At 67.5% G+C, this 16,811-nt stretch carries 12 protein-coding genes and 1 pseudogene; 5 read left to right on the top strand and 8 right to left on the bottom strand.

Going from position 1 to position 16,811, the window contains the following annotated elements:
• Window positions 1–407: 407 nt before the first annotated feature.
• Window positions 408–596: an LLM class flavin-dependent oxidoreductase gene (locus tag ACN265_RS18755; RefSeq protein WP_421408738.1), complete on the bottom strand. Its 189-nt coding sequence runs from the start codon at window positions 594–596 to the stop codon at window positions 408–410.
• Between the two features lie 133 nt (window positions 597–729).
• Window positions 730–1,617, bottom strand: a complete 888-nt coding sequence (locus ACN265_RS18750) for a helix-turn-helix transcriptional regulator (RefSeq protein WP_421408737.1) — start codon at window positions 1,615–1,617, stop codon at window positions 730–732.
• A gap of 179 nt (window positions 1,618–1,796) precedes the next feature.
• Here ACN265_RS18750 and ACN265_RS18745 point away from each other — a divergent pair, with 179 nt between their 5' ends.
• Together ACN265_RS18745 and ACN265_RS18740 are read left to right on the top strand one after the other, a co-directional pair.
• On the top strand, window positions 1,797–2,657 hold the full coding sequence (locus ACN265_RS18745) for an SDR family oxidoreductase (RefSeq protein WP_420116094.1): 861 nt from the start codon (window positions 1,797–1,799) through the stop codon (window positions 2,655–2,657).
• A 451-nt stretch (window positions 2,658–3,108) separates the two neighbouring features.
• A complete protein-coding gene (locus ACN265_RS18740; protein ID WP_421408736.1) occupies window positions 3,109–3,729 on the top strand; it encodes a peptidase inhibitor family I36 protein in 621 nt (206 codons plus the stop codon).
• A gap of 469 nt (window positions 3,730–4,198) precedes the next feature.
• Here ACN265_RS18740 and ACN265_RS18735 read toward each other — a convergent pair whose 3' ends face one another.
• The 3 genes from ACN265_RS18735 to ACN265_RS18725 are packed head-to-tail and all read right to left on the bottom strand — an operon-like array spanning window position 4,199 to window position 9,013.
• Window positions 4,199–8,173, bottom strand: a complete 3,975-nt coding sequence (locus tag ACN265_RS18735) for a trypsin-like peptidase domain-containing protein (RefSeq protein ID WP_421408735.1) — start codon at window positions 8,171–8,173, stop codon at window positions 4,199–4,201.
• Entirely contained in the window at window positions 8,170–8,535 is a 366-nt protein-coding gene (locus ACN265_RS18730; protein ID WP_204925230.1) for a CU044_2847 family protein, read from the bottom strand. The genes ACN265_RS18735 and ACN265_RS18730 overlap by 4 nt, the downstream gene beginning before the upstream one ends.
• A 10-nt stretch (window positions 8,536–8,545) precedes the next feature.
• The gene (locus ACN265_RS18725; RefSeq protein WP_421408734.1) at window positions 8,546–9,013 is read right to left on the bottom strand and encodes a hypothetical protein; all 468 of its coding nucleotides are present in this window, start codon (window positions 9,011–9,013) and stop codon (window positions 8,546–8,548) included.
• A 732-nt stretch (window positions 9,014–9,745) separates the two neighbouring features.
• Between ACN265_RS18725 and ACN265_RS18720 the strand changes: the two genes are divergently transcribed.
• On the top strand, window positions 9,746–10,525 hold the full coding sequence (locus ACN265_RS18720; protein ID WP_421408733.1) for an isocitrate lyase/PEP mutase family protein: 780 nt from the start codon (window positions 9,746–9,748) through the stop codon (window positions 10,523–10,525).
• A gap of 133 nt (window positions 10,526–10,658) precedes the next feature.
• On the opposite strand, the gene ACN265_RS18715 is transcribed toward ACN265_RS18720, so the two are convergent.
• From ACN265_RS18715 to ACN265_RS18705, 3 genes are all read right to left on the bottom strand, one after another.
• Window positions 10,659–11,954 carry an MFS transporter gene (locus ACN265_RS18715; RefSeq protein ID WP_421408732.1) on the bottom strand — a complete coding sequence of 432 codons (1,296 nt, stop codon included), beginning with the start codon at window positions 11,952–11,954 and terminating at the stop codon, window positions 10,659–10,661.
• A 467-nt stretch (window positions 11,955–12,421) separates the two neighbouring features.
• On the bottom strand, window positions 12,422–13,564 hold the full coding sequence (locus tag ACN265_RS18710; RefSeq protein WP_421408731.1) for a HesA/MoeB/ThiF family protein: 1,143 nt from the start codon (window positions 13,562–13,564) through the stop codon (window positions 12,422–12,424).
• Window positions 13,565–13,796: 232 nt separating this feature from the next.
• Window positions 13,797–15,581, bottom strand: coding sequence for a M3 family metallopeptidase (locus ACN265_RS18705; RefSeq protein ID WP_421408730.1), 1,785 nt, complete (start codon window positions 15,579–15,581; stop codon window positions 13,797–13,799).
• Between the two features lie 610 nt (window positions 15,582–16,191).
• Between ACN265_RS18705 and ACN265_RS18700 the strand changes: the two are divergent.
• Window positions 16,192–16,290: pseudogene (locus tag ACN265_RS18700) on the top strand (transposase); the annotation flags it as partial.
• Between the two features lie 209 nt (window positions 16,291–16,499).
• Window positions 16,500–16,751 carry a hypothetical protein gene (locus tag ACN265_RS18695; RefSeq protein ID WP_421411739.1) on the top strand — a complete coding sequence of 84 codons (252 nt, stop codon included), beginning with the start codon at window positions 16,500–16,502 and terminating at the stop codon, window positions 16,749–16,751.
• Window positions 16,752–16,811 lie beyond the last annotated feature (60 nt).

Below are 16,811 nucleotides of genomic sequence, written 5' to 3'. Positions count from 1 at the left end.
GACTGAGCCGGTGAGCGTATGCCCGGCTCCCAGTGCTCCAGCCGCACCTGCCTGATCTGACGTTTCCGCAGTTCATCCCCGTGATTGACGCCTTCCCGGCACCGGCCGGGTAGCTGCGGATGTCGATGCTGATCTCGGGCGGGCTGGGTGAGTGCACTTTCTGCCTGTTGTGGTCAGTCGCAGAGCGGGCAAGCTCCCGTGCCTGTGTTGATCGATGAGATCGTGGGTTGGCGGACAGGTCTGGATGATCTGCTGGCGCGGTTCTCGCACTGGTTCGGGCTGGCCAGAGCCATGCCGGCAGGCGCTGGCCTACCTGGTCGGGTTGCTGTCGCCCCTGGCCGGCAAGAACGGCTGGACCCTCGCCGAGGCTGCCGGCGGTACCGCACCGAATCGGATGCAACGCCTGCTCAACCGCACGGCGTCTCGAGACGAGGCCCGGCGCCGCGCCCGATGCCCAGATCGATCCGGCCCGGCGCCAGGGCCCGCACGACGCGGAACGTCTCGGCCACCTTGAACGGACTGTAGTACGGCAGCAGCACGCCGCCGCTGCCGATGCGCAGGCTGGTCGTCTCCGTGGTGAGTCGTCGCGCGATCATGATGTCGGGGGGCCGGGCCGGCGATCGACGCTGGGGCGTGGTGTTCGGCGAGCCGGTAGCGGTGGTAGCGAGGGTGTCGGCCGTCCGGGTGAGATCGGGCGCGTTCCATCTCCGAACAGGTCCCGATGGTGTTTCAGGCCGGCGGGGCGTGTCGGATTGATGGAGGGCTCAGCGACCAGCTCGCGAGCAGGTTCAAGGCGCGTTGGGAGGGTGAATTGGGTTCGGTGCTGTAGAGGAACACGGTGGTCTCTTTGTCGCCGGGCAAAGTGAGTGTTTCGTAGTCGATCGACAGGTCGCCGACGACCGGGTGGCGAAGTCGCTTGGTCCCGTAAGTGCGCTGGTAGACCCGGTGCTCGTTCCACCATTGGTCGAACTCGTGACTCTGAGTGCGTAGCTCGTCGATGAGCTCGGTTTGCGTTCGGTCGTTCGGACGGGCGCCGAACTCGAGGCGCAGGCTCTCCACGGCGGCTCTTGCCTGCTGGTCCCAGTCGACGAACAGTTCCCGGGCTCCGGGGTCGAGGAGTATCCAGCGGGCGTAGTTCCGCTCGCGTGCTGGCATCCGCTCGAAGTCGGCGAACAGCGCCCGAGCCAGCCGGTTCGCAGCCAGCACGTGGCTGCCGCGGCCGAGGACGAGTACCGGCACCGTGTCGAGGTTGTCCAGGAGCTGCTGCACGCCGGGCCGAATTCGTTGCACCCCCGACACGGCTCCCCTTGTGCGACCGCGCGGCGATTCGGTCGAGCCGACGCCGATGAGGTTCTCGAGGTGGCTCCGGCCGGCCGGATCGAGGTTGAGCGCGCGTGCGAGCGCATCGATCACCGCCGGCGAAGGCACGATGCGACGTCCCTGTTCGAGGCGGGCGTAGTAATCCGTCGAGACCCCGGCGAGCAGCGCCACCTCTTCGCGGCGCAGGCCGGGCACGCGGCGCACGCGGGCGTCTGTCGGTAGTCCGGCTCGCTGCGGGTCCTGTTGGCTGCGCGCCCGTCGCAGGAAGTCGGCGAGCTCGCGATTGATGGCGGGCATGGGCCAATTCTGCCTCGCGGGCCGGCGGGCCGGGTGGACCTAGGAGTCCTAGGCAGCGCGTTCCCAGGTCTCGAAGGGCTCGAGATGACCGCCCACGACGGCCGCACAACGGACACAGTCGAACTCATACCGATTTCGCCGAACGGCTCGGCGAGACGACACCTCCCGGAAGGACCCCCATGAGCATCCCCACCGATCGCCCGGCCACCTGGTTCGTGACCGGTACGTCGCACGGCCTCGGCCTGGAACTGGCTGTTCAGGTACTACAGCGCGGTGACAACCTCGCCGCCACCACCCGTACCGTCGAGCGCCTGACGACTGCGCTCGACGGCCGCGTGGACACCTCGAAGCTGCTCGCCCTCAACGTCGACCTCCGTGACTCCGACGCCGTCGGACGCGCGGTCGAGGAGACCGTCTCTCGCTTCGGCGGCCTCGACGTGGTCGTCAACAATGCCGGCTACGGCTACCTCGGTGCCGTTGAGGAGGCCAGCCCGGTCGACGTCCGCAACATGCTCGACGTGCAGGTCGTCGGAGTCTGGAACGTCCTGCGCGCCGCCTTGCCGGTCATGCGAGGCCAGCGCAGCGGCCATGTCGTCACCGTGTCATCCGTTCTGGGTCTCACCGCCGTGCCGGGCTGGGCGCTGTACTGCGCCGGCAAGTTCGCCGTGGAAGGGATCAGCGAGGCGTTGGCGGCCGAGGTCGCGGACTTCAACGTCGAGGTCACCATCGTCGAACCGGGCTATCTCCGCACCGATTTCCTGACCACCGACGCACTGGCACTGCCCGCGGCGCCCTCGGACGCCTACCCGGCCATCCGCGAGATGGTGCAGAGTCACCTCGATCTGCAGGGCAACCAGCTCGGCGACCCCGTCAAAGCCGCCGAGCGGATGATCGAGAAGGTCGTCGACGGGGGAGGGCCCCTGCGCCTGGTGCTGGGATCGGATTCCCACGCGTACGCCACAGCGAAGGTTGAAGCCCTGCGAGCGAATCTCGATGCCGCCCGCGACACCGCGGCTGCCACTGATCACCCCAGCGCCTGAACCGCCTTCCCGCCCACGACGCCTGACGGGGAGAAGAGCAACCATGAACTGTCAACGCCGGCTGAACTTGGCTCTGGCACACGTTCTGCGATTGATCATGTTGATGGCTGTGCATCAGGCGCAGGAAGTCGTCCATCCGGTGCAGCCCGCGCCGCGCCTGTAGCCGCTCGATGGTGTCGGCGAGGTTCTGAACGCGCAGGGGTGCGTTCGGGAGAAGGTCACCCACGCCGGCGGTGCGGGCCTGGGTGATGCCGTGCATCGAGTCGGGACGTGCCCCGTCGCAGAGCAGCAAGCGGCCGGGCGGGTCACAGATCTTGGTCGACTCCTGCCTTGCCGGGGATCCCGCCCTGCTGCCTTCCTCCGTGCGGGCCGCCAGGCCATGATCAAGAAGCCGGATGCGTTGGGTCACTGACACTGGTCTGCCCCTGTCTGGTTCCGCCGAGGGAAACGTGTGGTTCCCGAGCTGCGGCGCTCCGGACATCACCTCTCAGGCGGTTCCGGTAACGTCATCGACGTCAATCAATGTGACGAGGTGGGTGCCGTGCTGGTTACCGCCGCAGCCGACCCGAAGGAGAAGACGGTGGACGCAAGAATGATCGTCGCGACCGGTGCCGTGCTTGGTGTGCTGGGCCTGCTCGGAGCACCCGGCTCGCCGGCCGTCGCCAAGGAACAGCCGCGCAACTGCGCGGTCAACGTGGACACCCGCCTACTGCGCTGCGCCGATACCGAAACGCAAGCGCTGCGCGCGGTGGGGGCTACGCAGGCCAGCGTTGTCATCGCCCGCACCTACGACGGTACGGGCTTCAGCGGCGCGCTGCTGACCTGGGCTCAGAACAGTAACTGCACCCCTGAGTACGACGCCGAGTTGCAGTGGGATGACCTGCGGACGACAAGCGGGGGCAACTGGAACAACCGGATCAAATCGGTGCGCACCTACAACCAGTGCGACGTCAAATTCTTCGACGGGATCAACTTCACCGGTGCCCAGTCAGTCTGGATCGATGAAGCCTCCAACCTCGCGACCATCGGCGACGGCTGGAACAACCGGGCTGGCTCGATCAAATTCTCCTGATCGTCTGACAGCCGACGGTGAAGGGCAAAGGGCCCCACCGATCCGGCCCGCCACGAGGTCACCGCCACGGCTTGCCACCAACCGGAACGAGCACGCCGAAGGCCCGCACCAAGCACCGTCAACGAGCAGTCGGAGACCGTGCTCGTCAACCAGCGGCGGCCCCGGAGCACCACGGACCCCAGGGCCGCCGCTGTGGCCCGTGCCGTCGGGTCGAAACAGTTCCCACGTTCCAGGTCATGACGATCAGGCCGTGGGCAGCGTCGCTCCCCTGAATCCAGGTCTGCTGCCAGCTCGAGAACCGCACTCTAGGACCCGACTCGCTCCGGTTGCCGCTACGTCGCCATGTCGACATGACCGGGTGGTCAGTGACAGTCAGGTGGGTGTCCGGCCGACAGGGGGCACTTCAGCCGATGGCCTCGATGAGTCGCTGGATGTCGACACTTTCTTTGCGACGACCGGTTCGGGGATCTCATGGCTCGCACGACGGAGGGCCGGGTTCGTCGGGGGCGTACCGCTTCCATTCCGCCCCGGTGGGTGAGCCGTGCCGGGCGCACAACTCCGCGTACGCGACCCGGGGCGCCGGCACGTACCAGTCCCGGGTCTGGAAGACCTCGTCCACCGACTCCACCAGGACGCCGTCGGTGCTCACCGCCAGGCCCGCGATCCGGGACGGGTGGCCGGTGCGGGAGGCGAGCAGGCGTGCGGTGGCGATCTCCCAGAAGCGGATCGTGCCGGGTTCGCGGAACGCTCCGTCGCTCACGGCGAGGACCGACCCGTCGGCGATGAACGCCAGGGCCGTCGCCTCCTTCGCGTCGTTGGTCTGCAACCGGGTGAGCAGGGCACCGGTGCCGGTGTCCCGGATCTCGACCGGTCCGTCGCGGCTGCCCGTCGCGAACCGGGTGCCTGCGGGATCCAGTGCCAGTGCGCTGACCGGGTACCGGTAGGTGGTGCGGTAGTCGTGGATCAGCGTTCCGGTGTCCGCGTCGTAGAACCGGACACCGGTTTCGCTGCCCACGGTGACCAGGGAACCGTCGGGGGCGAAGATCGCCTCGTGGACGAAGAAGTCGCCGCCGGTACGGATGAGCTGGGTCAGCCGCCCGGTGGCGATGTCCCAGATCCGGACCCGGTCGTCACTGCCGGAGGCGGCCACGCGGGTGCCGTCGGGGCTGATCGTCAGACTCGCGATGTAGTCGCTGTCGGTGCTCATCGGACCGGCGATCTGCCCACCCGAGCGCGGATCCCACACCCGTATGCGATTGCCTGCCCCGGCCGCGACGACCCGCCGGTCAGGGTCGGTGGCGACGTGTGACACCGCTCCGACGGAACCTGGCAGCGGTACCCCGTAGGGCTGATCGGTCGTCGCCTCCCAGAGGCGGAGGTTGTTCTCGCCGTCGACGGTGGCCGTCAGGGTCGACGTCCCGGCCGTGGCGACGGGTAGCGTTCGCCCGCCGTCGAGTGGCCGTGGCGCGGTGGTCGGCGCGCCGGTGGTCGAGTCCCACAGCCGGATCCGGCCGTCGGCACCTCCGGTGGCGAGGACGCGACCGTCGGCGTTGAACGACACCGACCACACCGTTGCGCCGTGGCCGGTGATCGGCGGACCCACCGGAACCCGTGTGGCCGGGTTCCAGAGACGGGCCGTCCGGTCGATGCCGGCGGCCGCCACCCGGGTGCCGCCCGGGCTGACCGCCACGGTGAGCACCGGCTCGGAGCCGGCGGGCAGGTCGGCGGGCCGCCGTCTGCCGACGTCCCACAGGGTGACGTCGCCTCGGTCACCCCCCGTCACGAGTTTCGTCCCGGTGGGGTCGAAGGCCAGGGCACGGATCGAACTCCGGGTCGTGATCGGGGAGCCGACGGCCCGGCCGGTATGCGGGTCGCGGAGAACCACCGTCTCGTCGTCGGCGGCGGATGCGAGCCACTTGCCGTCCGGGCTGAACGCCACCGCCTGCACCCGGGTGGAATGCGCGACCGAGGCGATCTGCTCGCCGGTACCGCGGTTCCAGAGCTGGACGGTTCCGTCCCACCCGGCCGACGCCAGACGGGTGCCGTCGGGGGCGAACGCCACCGAGCTGACCCGGTCGGTGTGACCGGTGAGCGGTCCGCCGGTGGGCTGCGCCGTCGTGGTGTCCCACAGCCGGATGGTGCCGTCCGCCGCGGCCGACGCCAGCACCGTCCCGGCCGGGTCGTACGCCACGGCGGTGACCGCCCCGGTGTGCCCGGCCGGTGGCGCGGCAGCGGGCCCCTCGGCGGCCGTCTGCCAGACCCTGCCGGTTGCCGCCTGCCAGAACCGGACGGTGCCGTCTTCGCCGCCGGACGCCAGTTGCCGGCCATCCGGCGAGAACGACACGGCGTGGACTGCGCCGGAGTGACCGACGAAGCCGGACTGCCCCTCGGTGAGGCGCGCGGCCAGGGCGTCCCCGGCCTCGGCGGTGGGTGCCTGCTTCCAGGCGGCGACCGCGAGTCGGCGGGCGGTCACCGGCTGCGTGCCGTCGATGCTGCCACTCTGCGCCGCGAGCTGCCGGGACAGGGCGATGGCATGCTGCTCGTTCGCGTTTCTGGCGTAGCGGAGCGCGGCGACTGCGGCGACCGTGGCGACGAGGGTCAGCACGCACAGGCCGGCCAGCAGGGTCCGGCGTACCCGGGTCGCCCGCCTGGCGGCCCGCTCGCTGGCGGCGAGGAAGACGGTCAGGTCCTGGGGCAGTCGCCGGTTGGCCGACCAGTCCCGTCCTTCGCCGAGGTCCCGCCCGCGGAGCAGTTCGGCGGGCTCGCGCCGGTCGGACCAGCGGTGCTGCTTCTCCTCGACGCGCTGCAGCCACTGCTGGAATTGCTCGTCGTTGCGCACCCAGCTGCGCAGCGTGGCCCAGTCACGGATCAGGGCGTCGTGCGCCAGCTCGGCGACCGGTTCGGCACCGGGTGCCGGGGCACTGGTCACCACCAGCCGCTGGGCGGTGAGGACCGCCAGCACGTCGTCGGCGTCGCCCGCCAGCTCCCGCAGCTCGGACAACCGGCGTCGGCGGCGCACGGCGGGGATGTGGTGCGCGGCGTCGGCCGGGCGGACGAGCGCCGTCAGGACGTCCCGGCTGGCGACCTGCGGGAGACCGGTGACGGTCTGGTCGCACCAGGTCGTGATGCTGCCGCGCAGGCCCCCGAACCTCTCGTACGCGCGGTGCGTCAGAACCCCGTCCTCCTGGCTCTCCCACAGCTGCTTCAGCGCCACCTCCAGCAGCGGCAGGACTGCCGTGGCCGCCCGGGGATCGGCGGCGAGGACGTCGTCGATGATCCGTTCCGGCAGGCCGTCCTGCAGCCGCGCGCCGCCCGCGGCGGCCGGTGCTTCGATGATGTCGTGCAGTTCGGCGCGAGTGAGCGTGGCCGGGATGTTGATGATTCCCGGGCCGACGAGCTCGAGCAGGGCGGGCGCTTCGGCGGCCAGCCGGGGGTAGAAGTCGTCCCGCATGACCAGCAGCACGGTGCGTCCCGGCCGCCCGGCGGCGGCGACCAGACCATCGAGGACCGGCCCCGCCGCGGGCGTGATGAGCAGGTCCTCGAACTGGTCGATCACCAGCAACTCGTGTTCCCCGAGCGGGAAACCCGCATCGTCCGGCCTGACCACGATCGTCGACCACGTTGCGCTGCCCGGCAGCCGTCCCCCTGCGAGCGCCGGGAGGACACCCGCCTGGACGAGCGACGACTTCCCGGCGCCGGACGGGCCGAGCAGCAACAGCAGCGGTGGCCGGTCGGCCAGCGCGACCACGACCCGGTCGACGGCGCCGGCCCGGCCGTGGAAGACCCCGGCATGTTCCGGCCCGAACGGGTCCAGTCCCCGGTACGGGCAGGAATCGGACACCACCAGCGCGGGCCAGGCCGACCGCAGGGCCGCGACGGACGTCGCATACCCGATGCCGGTGCCCCGGTCGAGCGCGTCCGGGCGGGTCACCGCAGACACCATGCCGATCACCGCGTCGGCGCTGTCGTCCCACACTGGACTGCCGCTGAACCCCTGGGTCAGGTCGTTGGCTGCGGTGAGTTGCAGCAGCGCCGGTTGCAGCAGGTCACCGGCCCGCCCGTACCCGAAGTGGCCGCCGGGACCGGCCTGGGCCGGGAAACCGAAGGACCGCACCCGGTTCCCCCGCCGGCCGCCGGACCCGGCCAGGGGGAGCGGTCGCAGACCCCCAGGGACCGAATCCAGCCGTACGAGGGCGATGTCGTCGCCGTCCGGCGGCTGCCAGCCGTCGGCCAGCACCCGGCCGCTCACCATCGGGGTGCCCGCCGCCTGCGGGAAGCGCAGCCGCACCGGGTCGCCGATCCGGGCTCCTGCCGCCAGCACCACGTGCGCGCAGCTGACCAGGACGTCCTCGGCGATCAGGAAGCCCGCCCCGGCCGCGGAGTCCCGCGCGTCGAGGATCTGGGCCACGCTGCTGGACCACCGCAGGTCGACGGCATCGGTCACGCGATGTCCACGCTGCCCGATTCCTCCTGCACCGGGACCTCCGGCCCGTCCCGCCGCCACTTCATCTTGACCTTGAGATTGCCGCTCATCGCTGTCTTGGTGATCACCGCGCCGGCCTGGGCGGACAGCGCGATTCCGAACTCGACCTCCAGTTCGGCCGGCTTGGCCCGGCTGAGCTGGTCGAGCAGGACCTGGGCGGCGTCGACCACCGGCTCCAACAGGTCCTGCAGGGTCGCGGACATCTCGTGCACCCGGTCGCCGACGCGACCGGCCTTCACCGGGCCACCGGCGGTGTCCACCTCGGCCGACTCGACCAGGACGACGCCGCCCCCGGCGAGCGGTATCCGAGCAAGCTCAGTCATCGACACCCCTTCACTTCTCGGACTCAAGTACACGCCAGGGCTTGGGGAAGAAAGCCCAATGACCGTTGACGTACGTCAGACCGTTGTACGCCATCCCGTGCTCCTCGCCGGGAACCACCATGTCGATGGAGTAGATCGTCAGTCCAGGCCGCAGCTGGTCCTTGATCTCCTCGTACCCGCCCGGGAAGTTGGCCTGGGCGTCCTTCCCCCAGGCCCGCAGTTCCTCGGTGGTCGCACCCCAGACCCGTACCTCCGTCTGGTCCGGCTTGGCGAACGGCGCCGCCGTGGGCGGCATCGAGGCCCAGAGGCCCTTCTCGTAGAAGCGCTGCGCCCGCTCGGCGAAGGCCGGCTCGAACAGCGCCTGATAGTCCGCGGTCGTCGGGCGCAGGGAGGCGACCAGCGCGGGATCGCCGTGCGCGGCGAGCTCTGCCATCAAAGCTCGGGCGCCCTGCTTGTCGCCAGGATAGGCGGCCTGCACGGAGACGATGGTGGGCTCCGAGGACGGGTCGGCGGGGACATCGTCCACAGCGGAACAACCACCGGCGGTGACAAGCAGGGCCGCGGCGGCCAAACTCCACGACGCCCGAAACGACTTTCGACTCCACACCATGATGACTCCCAAGCGAGGCGACGCGCGCAACAGTGGCATGGCTCTGAGATCAAAGTGCGCTCAGCTCGCGATTCGCCACTGTCGACAATCAGACGCTCTGGGCACGGCCGGCGGCTGCCCGGCAGGGGGCTCAGACCGCCGGACCGAAGCCGGGCGACGACCTCGTAGCGGCAGTGGTCGCCCTGGTGGAGCCCTACGGTCACGCCGTAACGGCCCTCGACCGTCTCCAGGTCGACGTGCCGGACGCCGTCCGACCGTCCAGCAGACTGAGCGAGGGGCCTACCGCATCCAGGCATCCCGGCCGGTTGTCCGCCGCAGGGCGCCGGGCGCGGTGCCGCTGATCGTGAGCAGCCGGACGGCGTCGGTGGGCACTCGGAACGCGCCGTCGCAGAAGGCCACGACCTCGACTCCGACGGGCAGTTGAAGACCGGGGGAACCTCAGGTCGAACGGCAGGTGCTCATGACGGCGGCCATAACGTATGCCAGGATCAACGCTGGCGACTGGAGCAGGTGAGCCTCGCCAGGGACCTGGCGCTCAGCGTCCTTATGCCACGCCGCCTCGGTTGGAGGCGTGCTCGCTTTCATCGAAGGAGCCCGTGCGTGAGGGACTTCGCCGCGCTGCACCGCACTGCTGCGCCCCTCGTCCTACCGAACGTATGGGATGTCGCCTCGGCTCGCTGCCTTGTCGACGCTGGCTTCCCGGCGCTCGGCACAACCAGCCTCGGCATTGCTGCTGCCAACGGCGTGCGCGACGGTGTCAACGCCACCGACGACCAGACGCTGCGCCTCACGCGCAGCCTGGCGACGCTCCCGGCCCACATCACCGTCGACATCGAGACCGGCTCGGTCGCCACCGCGGCTGCGGTGGCGGCAGCCGGTGCCGTCGGCGTGAACATGGAGGACGCGATGGGCCCGGCCACGGCGCACGCGGCACTGATCAGGTCGGTGAAGCGGGAAGTGCCGGGTCTGTTCGTCAACGCCCGCACCGACACCTACTGGCAGCGTTCCGGCGACCTGGCTGAGACCCTGCGCCGGATACGGCTCTACGCCGACGCCGGTGCCGATGCAGTGTTCGTCCCCGGGGTAGCGGAGTCGGCCGACATCGCCGCCGTCGTGGCGGCGGTCGACGTACCGGTCAACGTCCTGTTCCTGCCCGGACGACACACCGTCGCCACCCTGACCGAGCTCGGCGTACGACGGATCAGCACCGGCTCCCTGCTGTTCCGCGCCGCTCTTGCCGCATCCGTGCAGACGGCTCTGGCCGTCCGCGACGGCCTCACCGTCGGCACGGACCTTCCCTCCTACGCAGAGGTCAACGCGGAACCCGACGTGCGCCGCGGCTGGCCGGAGAGCGACGAGACGGAAGGTCACTTCGGGTAGACGACGCGAACGCCACTCCGGCGGGGTTCTCGCCAGGGTTGTCGTGCTCTTCTTGGGCCCGCTGTCGCGGCCGAGGACGCGCATGTCGCCGGTGCAGTGGCCCCGCGCGCTGCGCCAACGCCCGATCACTGCGTTACTCGGCGTCCTGCACCGACTCTGCCCGGACCATGCGGGGGGCCGGCACCGATTCCTGCTCCTTGGCGGAACCCTCGACGGGCGTGGTGCGGTCGAGTCGCCGCACCGACGCCCCCAGGGGTGACAGGTAGGCAAGACCGGCAACCAACAGCCTGAGCAGCGCACCGATGGCGATCACCAGATAGAAGTTGTGAAAGCTCGTCTCGATAACGCCGGCCACCATCGCTGAAACGGGGATGGAGGCGAAGGCCAGCATCCGGGTTGTTGCCACCACCCGTCCCAGGAGTTCGTTGGGTACGATCTTCTGTCGAAGCGTGAACCAGGCGACCGGGTTGATGGATCCGAGTGCATAGAGCAGGCCCCAGACGATGGCGATGGCCACGGGGCTGTGCAACGGAATGAGGAAGAGCGTCACGAGGCCGGCGAGGGCCGTCGTGCCGATCAGCACCCGAGCAGGGGCGATCTGCCTGATCAACCTTCCCGCGACGGCCGCACCAAGAACCGCGCCGACCCCCTGAGCGGCCAGGACGATGCCAATGACGTCGGGGGAGAGCTTCCGGTAACTCACCAGGTAGAAGATGAAGTTCGCCTGGATTAACCAGATGGCGAAGTTGGTCCCGGTGAACATCAGTGAGCCGGCCATCAGCACTTTGTTCTTGCGGAATATGTAGGCCAACGCCTCCCTGATTTCGTTTGTGAGAGACGCTCTGGCTGTCCTGGCGACCCGGGTCACAGCATCGGTGGCCCGAATTGCCAAGATTGCGAGGGCGGACACAAAGAAGGAGAGGGCGTTTACCAGGATGGTCACTTCGAACCCGGTCAGCGCGATCAGGCCGCCGGCGACCACGGGCCCGATCATGGTGGTGACGTTCTCACCAGACTGCAGCCATCCGTTGGCCTGTCCGAGGCGGTTCGGAGGAACGATCTGCGGTAGGAAGCTCTGAAAGGCGGGATGATAGATCGGCTCAACGCACGAGAGTGCGAAAGCAACCAGATAGATCGGCCAAATCACCTGCATGTCCATCACGACCAGCAGAGCGAGGCCGAGAGCTATCACCCCCGCCGTGGCGTCGCCCGCTATCAAGAGTCGCCGGCGGTCCCAACGGTCAGCGAAAACCCCACCCGGCAGAGACAGCAGCAAAAAGGGGAGATACTCGATCGCATAGAGCAGGCTGGTGCTCAACGCCGAGCCGGTGAGATGCAGCACGAGCAGGGGAAGAGCCAGTCGATAAACCCAGTTGCCCAAGGAGGACGTCACGGACGCTATGAGCAGCAGGTAATAGCGTCCACCCATGATGTCTCCCCTCGATGGCGCAGGGTCGGTGAGATTGGCCGGGCTCATAGTACATGCGGTGGAAGTGACCTGTGGGCGGCCGTGCCGGGAAGCTGCAGACCTTTGTGAAACCGGTGGTAGACGCGCGAAGCGCGCGGCCGGCGTGCGCTTGCCGATCTTGAATAGTCAGAGTCGTGACCGGGTTTGAGCGGTCGCCCGGTTGCGAGCGAGGGAGGTCGGGCGGCACCGGATGCTCCTGAATCAGATCGTGGTGATCGCATGCAGTCAGTCCCGGGTGTCGCACCTCTGGCTTCTGACGGCGCAGCGGTGGATGTTGCACCGGGAGGCAGCAATGCATCGTGATCGCTGACCTGGGGCAGCGGCCACCGCCGGATCGATACACGTCCACGACGGACACTCGATCACGCGGTGGCCGCATCCCGCCTGTCCGGCCTCCACGAACGACACCTGCAACGGCCGGTTGCAGATCAGTGAGCGCTGGTGAGTTGGGCGGCTGTCGAACCCACCTGACGATCTGAACCACAGACGGTGCATTCTTCCATGCGTACCCAGCGCTCGCTCTCGGTCATGGAGTAGTCGGTGAACTGGAGCTCCATGAGTCGTCCTGCGGCCACCGGCGGGGCTACGCCCGTGACCAGACGCGTGAGTTCCCCGATCAGGAAGCCGGTGGTCATCGTCACCAATGGGCAGAAGGCGGCGTTGTCGCCACCGATCTGTCGTTGACGCTTTTCTTCGAGCAGATCCCGGGATACGTCATCCGTTGCGAAAACCTGTTGACGCCAGCACTCCACGCAACCGGTCTGACCCGGGACGATGGTGAAGTAGATGGCGCGTTGAGTTTCCAAACCCCCCGTGAGCATCGGTATGCCGCGCATCACGCACGCTTCGTTCACCCAGTTGACGATTTCCATCTTGGGGCGGTCGGCCACCGATATGAGCACGTCGGCTCCATCGGCGACCCTGAGCACGTCCTCGGTGGAGGTGACGCGCAGGCTCACGGGCTCGATCGTCATGCGTGGGTTGAATTGCCGTACCCGTTCGACCGCCAGCCCCAGCTTCTCCTGGCCGACATCGCTGTCCCGGTAGAGGATCTGCCTGTTCAGGTTGGAGATCTCAACCCGGTCGAACTCCACGGCCCGCACGAACCCGATTCCCATCGCAGCCATGTCGAGTAGAAGATGGGATCCGAGGCCGCCGAGCCCAAGGAGGGTGACACGGCAGTCACGCAGCTTGCGTTGTTGGGCGTACTTGTTGTCGCTCATTCGGGCGAACGAACCAAAGAAGTTGATGTTGCGTTCCCATCGACGCAATTCGTAGTCGTCGAGGATGCCGTCCGGCGTGACCGCTCCATTGAGCAGGAAGCCGGCACCGTCGAACTGCTCTACGGCCGAGACAACTTCTTCGCGCGTCACCTCGGGGAACGCCGCGGCAAGGTCGCGGTGCACCTCTGTGACCGTCCGGGTTCCGTCGAGCAGGGCCAACAGTGCACGGATCGCACCCGTAGGGTCCCTGATCTCGGTTACTTCCCCGAATCCTCCGATATAGATCGTCTCACCCGATCCGAAGACCGGCGACATGTGTTTCAGTTCGGGCTTGACATCGTCCTGCATGATCGACCACCTTCCGATGTTGTGATGACAGTCGGCCGTCGGTGGCCGACCGAACAGATCCCGCCGATGGAGATTGCGCTTCCACCGACGGGATCTGTCACTGGACAGGACGATGCCTGTCACGAGGCGCATCAGCCCTCGGCGGTGCCACCGGCGATGCTGGCCTTGCGGGTCGTCATGGCGACGTTCATGGTGATCCCTCCCTTCTGGTGATAGCTGGGTCTTCCGCCCCTCACAGAGCCGGGGGCGGAGGTATCGTGGCGGCTTCCGCCACCAGGGTGTGTAGCTGGGTAAGCCGTGTGCGCAGAGCTTCCACGCTCTGCCGCAGGCAGCCTGGGTGTTTCGTCTGCACGCCGGTCGCGGCCAGCAGGTCCGCGGGTGGCTTGCTGTCGCCCGCCCGAAGCAGGTCGAGGAAACGCGGACCGAAGCTTTCCGGATCCCGCTTGAAGCCTTCGAGCAGCGTCAGCGCCGATAATTGACCGTAGATGTAGCTGTAGTTCGACCCGGGCTGAATGAAGAGTTCGCTGAGGTAGCTCCACCAGATTGCGTAGCCTGCAGTGAAGGTAACTGCAGGGCCATAAACCTGACGTTGCGTGTCCAGCCAGACCTGGTTGATGTGATCTGGGGTGAGGAATCCGCAGCCCCTTACCGAGGAGCGGATTCCGACCTCGAAGGCGTGCAGAGCCGAGTGTCGGCCTATCGCCACGAGTTGGTCCTCGAGCCACCGTGCCAGATAGATCGCCTGAAGTTCAACCCGGTCGTTGCGAGACATCAGCTCATGTGCAACAACCGCCTCGCAGAAAAGAGCAACGGTCTCGCCCGTCACCGGCGGCGGTGTGGCGGCGAAGAAGGGCTGCTCGGCCGCGAATCTCAGGTGTAGTGCATGTCCCATCTCATGGGCAAGGGTGAAAACGTCGCGCAGCCTTCCCGTGTAGTTCAGCGATATGCACGCAGGGGAGCCGGGAATAGCCCGCGTCGAAGCTTTTCTCTGTTTCGTCGGGCGCGGCTCGGCATCTATGCAGTTCTCCGCCAGAATCGATCGTGCCGCAGCTCCGAGGATGGCGTCGATGCTCGCGAAGGAATCGATCACGAGTGTCGTTGCCTCCGACCACGAAAATGGTCCGGGGTCCACGTTCGGGAAGATTGGCGCGTACCGGTCGTAGTCCGTGAGTTCGCCCTGACCCAGCACATCGCGTTTGAGGGCGTAATAGTCGTGCATGACGGGGAGGCATTCGTCGGCCACCGCCAACAGCGTATCGACCTCGGCGGCGTCCACCTGGTCCAGCGCGTAACGGGATGTCAGCCAGTCCGGTGCACCGAGATTTGCCCGCGCCTCGCCATCGGCGGCGATCATACTCAGGGCTGTGGCCCGAAGGTCGAGCTCGCCCTGCAGGGCCTGGGTTATGGCGGCATGAGTCGAGGCGCGAACCGTGCGGTCTGGGTCGTAGAGCGTGGGGAGGAGAGCGCCGATGCCCTGGGTGGCACCATCGATCTCGACCCGAAGCCGACCGAGGAGTTGCTGGGCCAGCCGCTGCCAGCCGTCGATTCCTGTCGGTGCGAGTCTGGTCAACACCTCCCCGGCCGGCCCTGAAGGTTGCTGAAGTGAGGTCGCCCTCACCTTGCGGACGAAATGCTCATACTCGCGAAACGCTGCGTTGTCGGGTTTGTTCAGGGCGGCGATTTCCTGCTCGAAGAAGCTGAGTTCTGTGGCAAGTTCTGCCCAAGCTTCGTCACATCTTGTCAGCAGTGCGAGTGTCTCCGCCTGCTGGTCGTGCAAGCCGTAGCAGAGTTCGGCGTAGGAGGAAACCCGCTGGAGGAGGCTGACGCAACTCTCGTACTCCCTGATTCCGAGTACGAGGTGATCGAGGTCCAGGATTGATATCTGGTCACGATAGTCTCGGGAAAGTCGCCGAGACCTATTTTTCACCTCAGTCAGAGCGTGCTCGACATCTGGGGAGTCTGCCGCGGCGAAAATGTGCGTCGGGTTCCATCTTGGAAGATCTTCCTGAACTCCCAACCGATTCGCCCTCCATCTGTCAGGAATCAGATCCACGCATTACCGTGAGTGATCTGACCATAGCCTTGCGTCGATTGACTGTCAAGAACTCTGTTCGACGTTGATGACGCGTCCTGGCATATCGATGTCAGTTCCCCTATTTTCCCACGTCAACGTCTTGTCGGCAGTCATAACGTGCGCCTTGCGGGGGGTTGACGCTCTGGCGACGCTGATGCGACCTGGGCTATTCGTGGCTCAGTCGGATATGACGGATACCGTGCCACCTGATGATGACAGCTTCCCAAAGAGAGTCTTCGTTGTTCCCGACTGAACTGGCTTTCCGGACATTGATGGGATTCTCGTCAGCTTGGATCTGCGCCCTAAGCAGATCCTATTCACGCCAGCGAAACGCCACGGGATCAACTGCTGGTAGGCGCTCAAGCATTTTTGAGAAGGTCTGTTGTGGGCGGCGCTTCGGCTGACATCCAGCGGCAGGGCGGCGCGGTGGCTGCGCGCCGTGGCTGCCCCTGCGACCTGACTGACGCCCGGTGGGCCGCTGTTGCCGGAGCCGAACACGGACGGGTGGCGGGAGAAGCGCCCACGGCGGGTGATCGTCGACGCCGTCCGGTAGGTGGTGCGGTCGGGCTGTCCGTGGCGGTACCTGCCGGCGGATCTGCCGCCGTGGCAGGCGGTGTACTGGTATTTCGCCTGGTGGGAAGAGGCCGGCGGAACCGAGGAACTCCTGACCGCGCTGCGGTTCACAGCAGGGATGCAGCAAGGCCGTACGCCGCAGCCGTCGGCGGGGATCATCGACTCCCGAGTGTGTAGGGCGCCGACACCGTCGGCTGGGGCACCCGGGGCTACGACGCCGGGAGGAAGATCAACGGCCGCAAAGGGTTCATCGTCACCGGCACCCTCGACCTGCTGGTCACCGTCACCGTGCTCGCCGCGAGCTGGCAGGACCGCGACGGCGCGAAGACCGCCCCGCTCAGCGCCTACATGCTCACCCCGATCCGGCATGTCCACGCCGACCAGGGCGTCACCGCAAGGCTGGTCGACCGGGCCCGCGACACCCCGTACACCACCCTGGAGATCGTCCGAAACCCGCCGGCCAACGCGGCTTCGCCCTCCACCCCCGACGCTGGGGCACCGAACGCACCCTGGCCTGACTCACCGCCTGCCGCCGACTGACGGAACTCGCTGATATCGAGGAACTCGGCTTCGATTACGCCCCGGCCGTAGAACGCGAAC

Origin of the sequence: Micromonospora sp. WMMD730, assembly GCF_049178955.1 — a bacterium.
In the GTDB taxonomy this organism is placed as follows: domain Bacteria; phylum Actinomycetota; class Actinomycetes; order Mycobacteriales; family Micromonosporaceae; genus Micromonospora; species Micromonospora wenchangensis.
Note: the sequence above shows the minus strand (reverse complement) of the source record. Positions and strands in the feature narration are given on the sequence as shown.

What these genes read in the sequence shown, in the direction of transcription:
- ACN265_RS18730 (WP_204925230.1), bottom strand. Translation starts at nt 8,535, where the DNA reads ATGACTGAGCTTGCTCGGATACCGCTCGCCGGGGGCGGCGTCGTCCTG.
- ACN265_RS18755 (WP_421408738.1), bottom strand. Translation starts at nt 596, where the DNA reads ATGATCGCGCGACGACTCACCACGGAGACGACCAGCCTGCGCATCGGC.
- ACN265_RS18715 (WP_421408732.1), bottom strand. Translation starts at nt 11,954, where the DNA reads ATGGGTGGACGCTATTACCTGCTGCTCATAGCGTCCGTGACGTCCTCC.
- ACN265_RS18750 (WP_421408737.1), bottom strand. Translation starts at nt 1,617, where the DNA reads ATGCCCGCCATCAATCGCGAGCTCGCCGACTTCCTGCGACGGGCGCGC.
- ACN265_RS18745 (WP_420116094.1), top strand. Translation starts at nt 1,797, where the DNA reads ATGAGCATCCCCACCGATCGCCCGGCCACCTGGTTCGTGACCGGTACG.
- ACN265_RS18710 (WP_421408731.1), bottom strand. Translation starts at nt 13,564, where the DNA reads ATGCAGGACGATGTCAAGCCCGAACTGAAACACATGTCGCCGGTCTTC.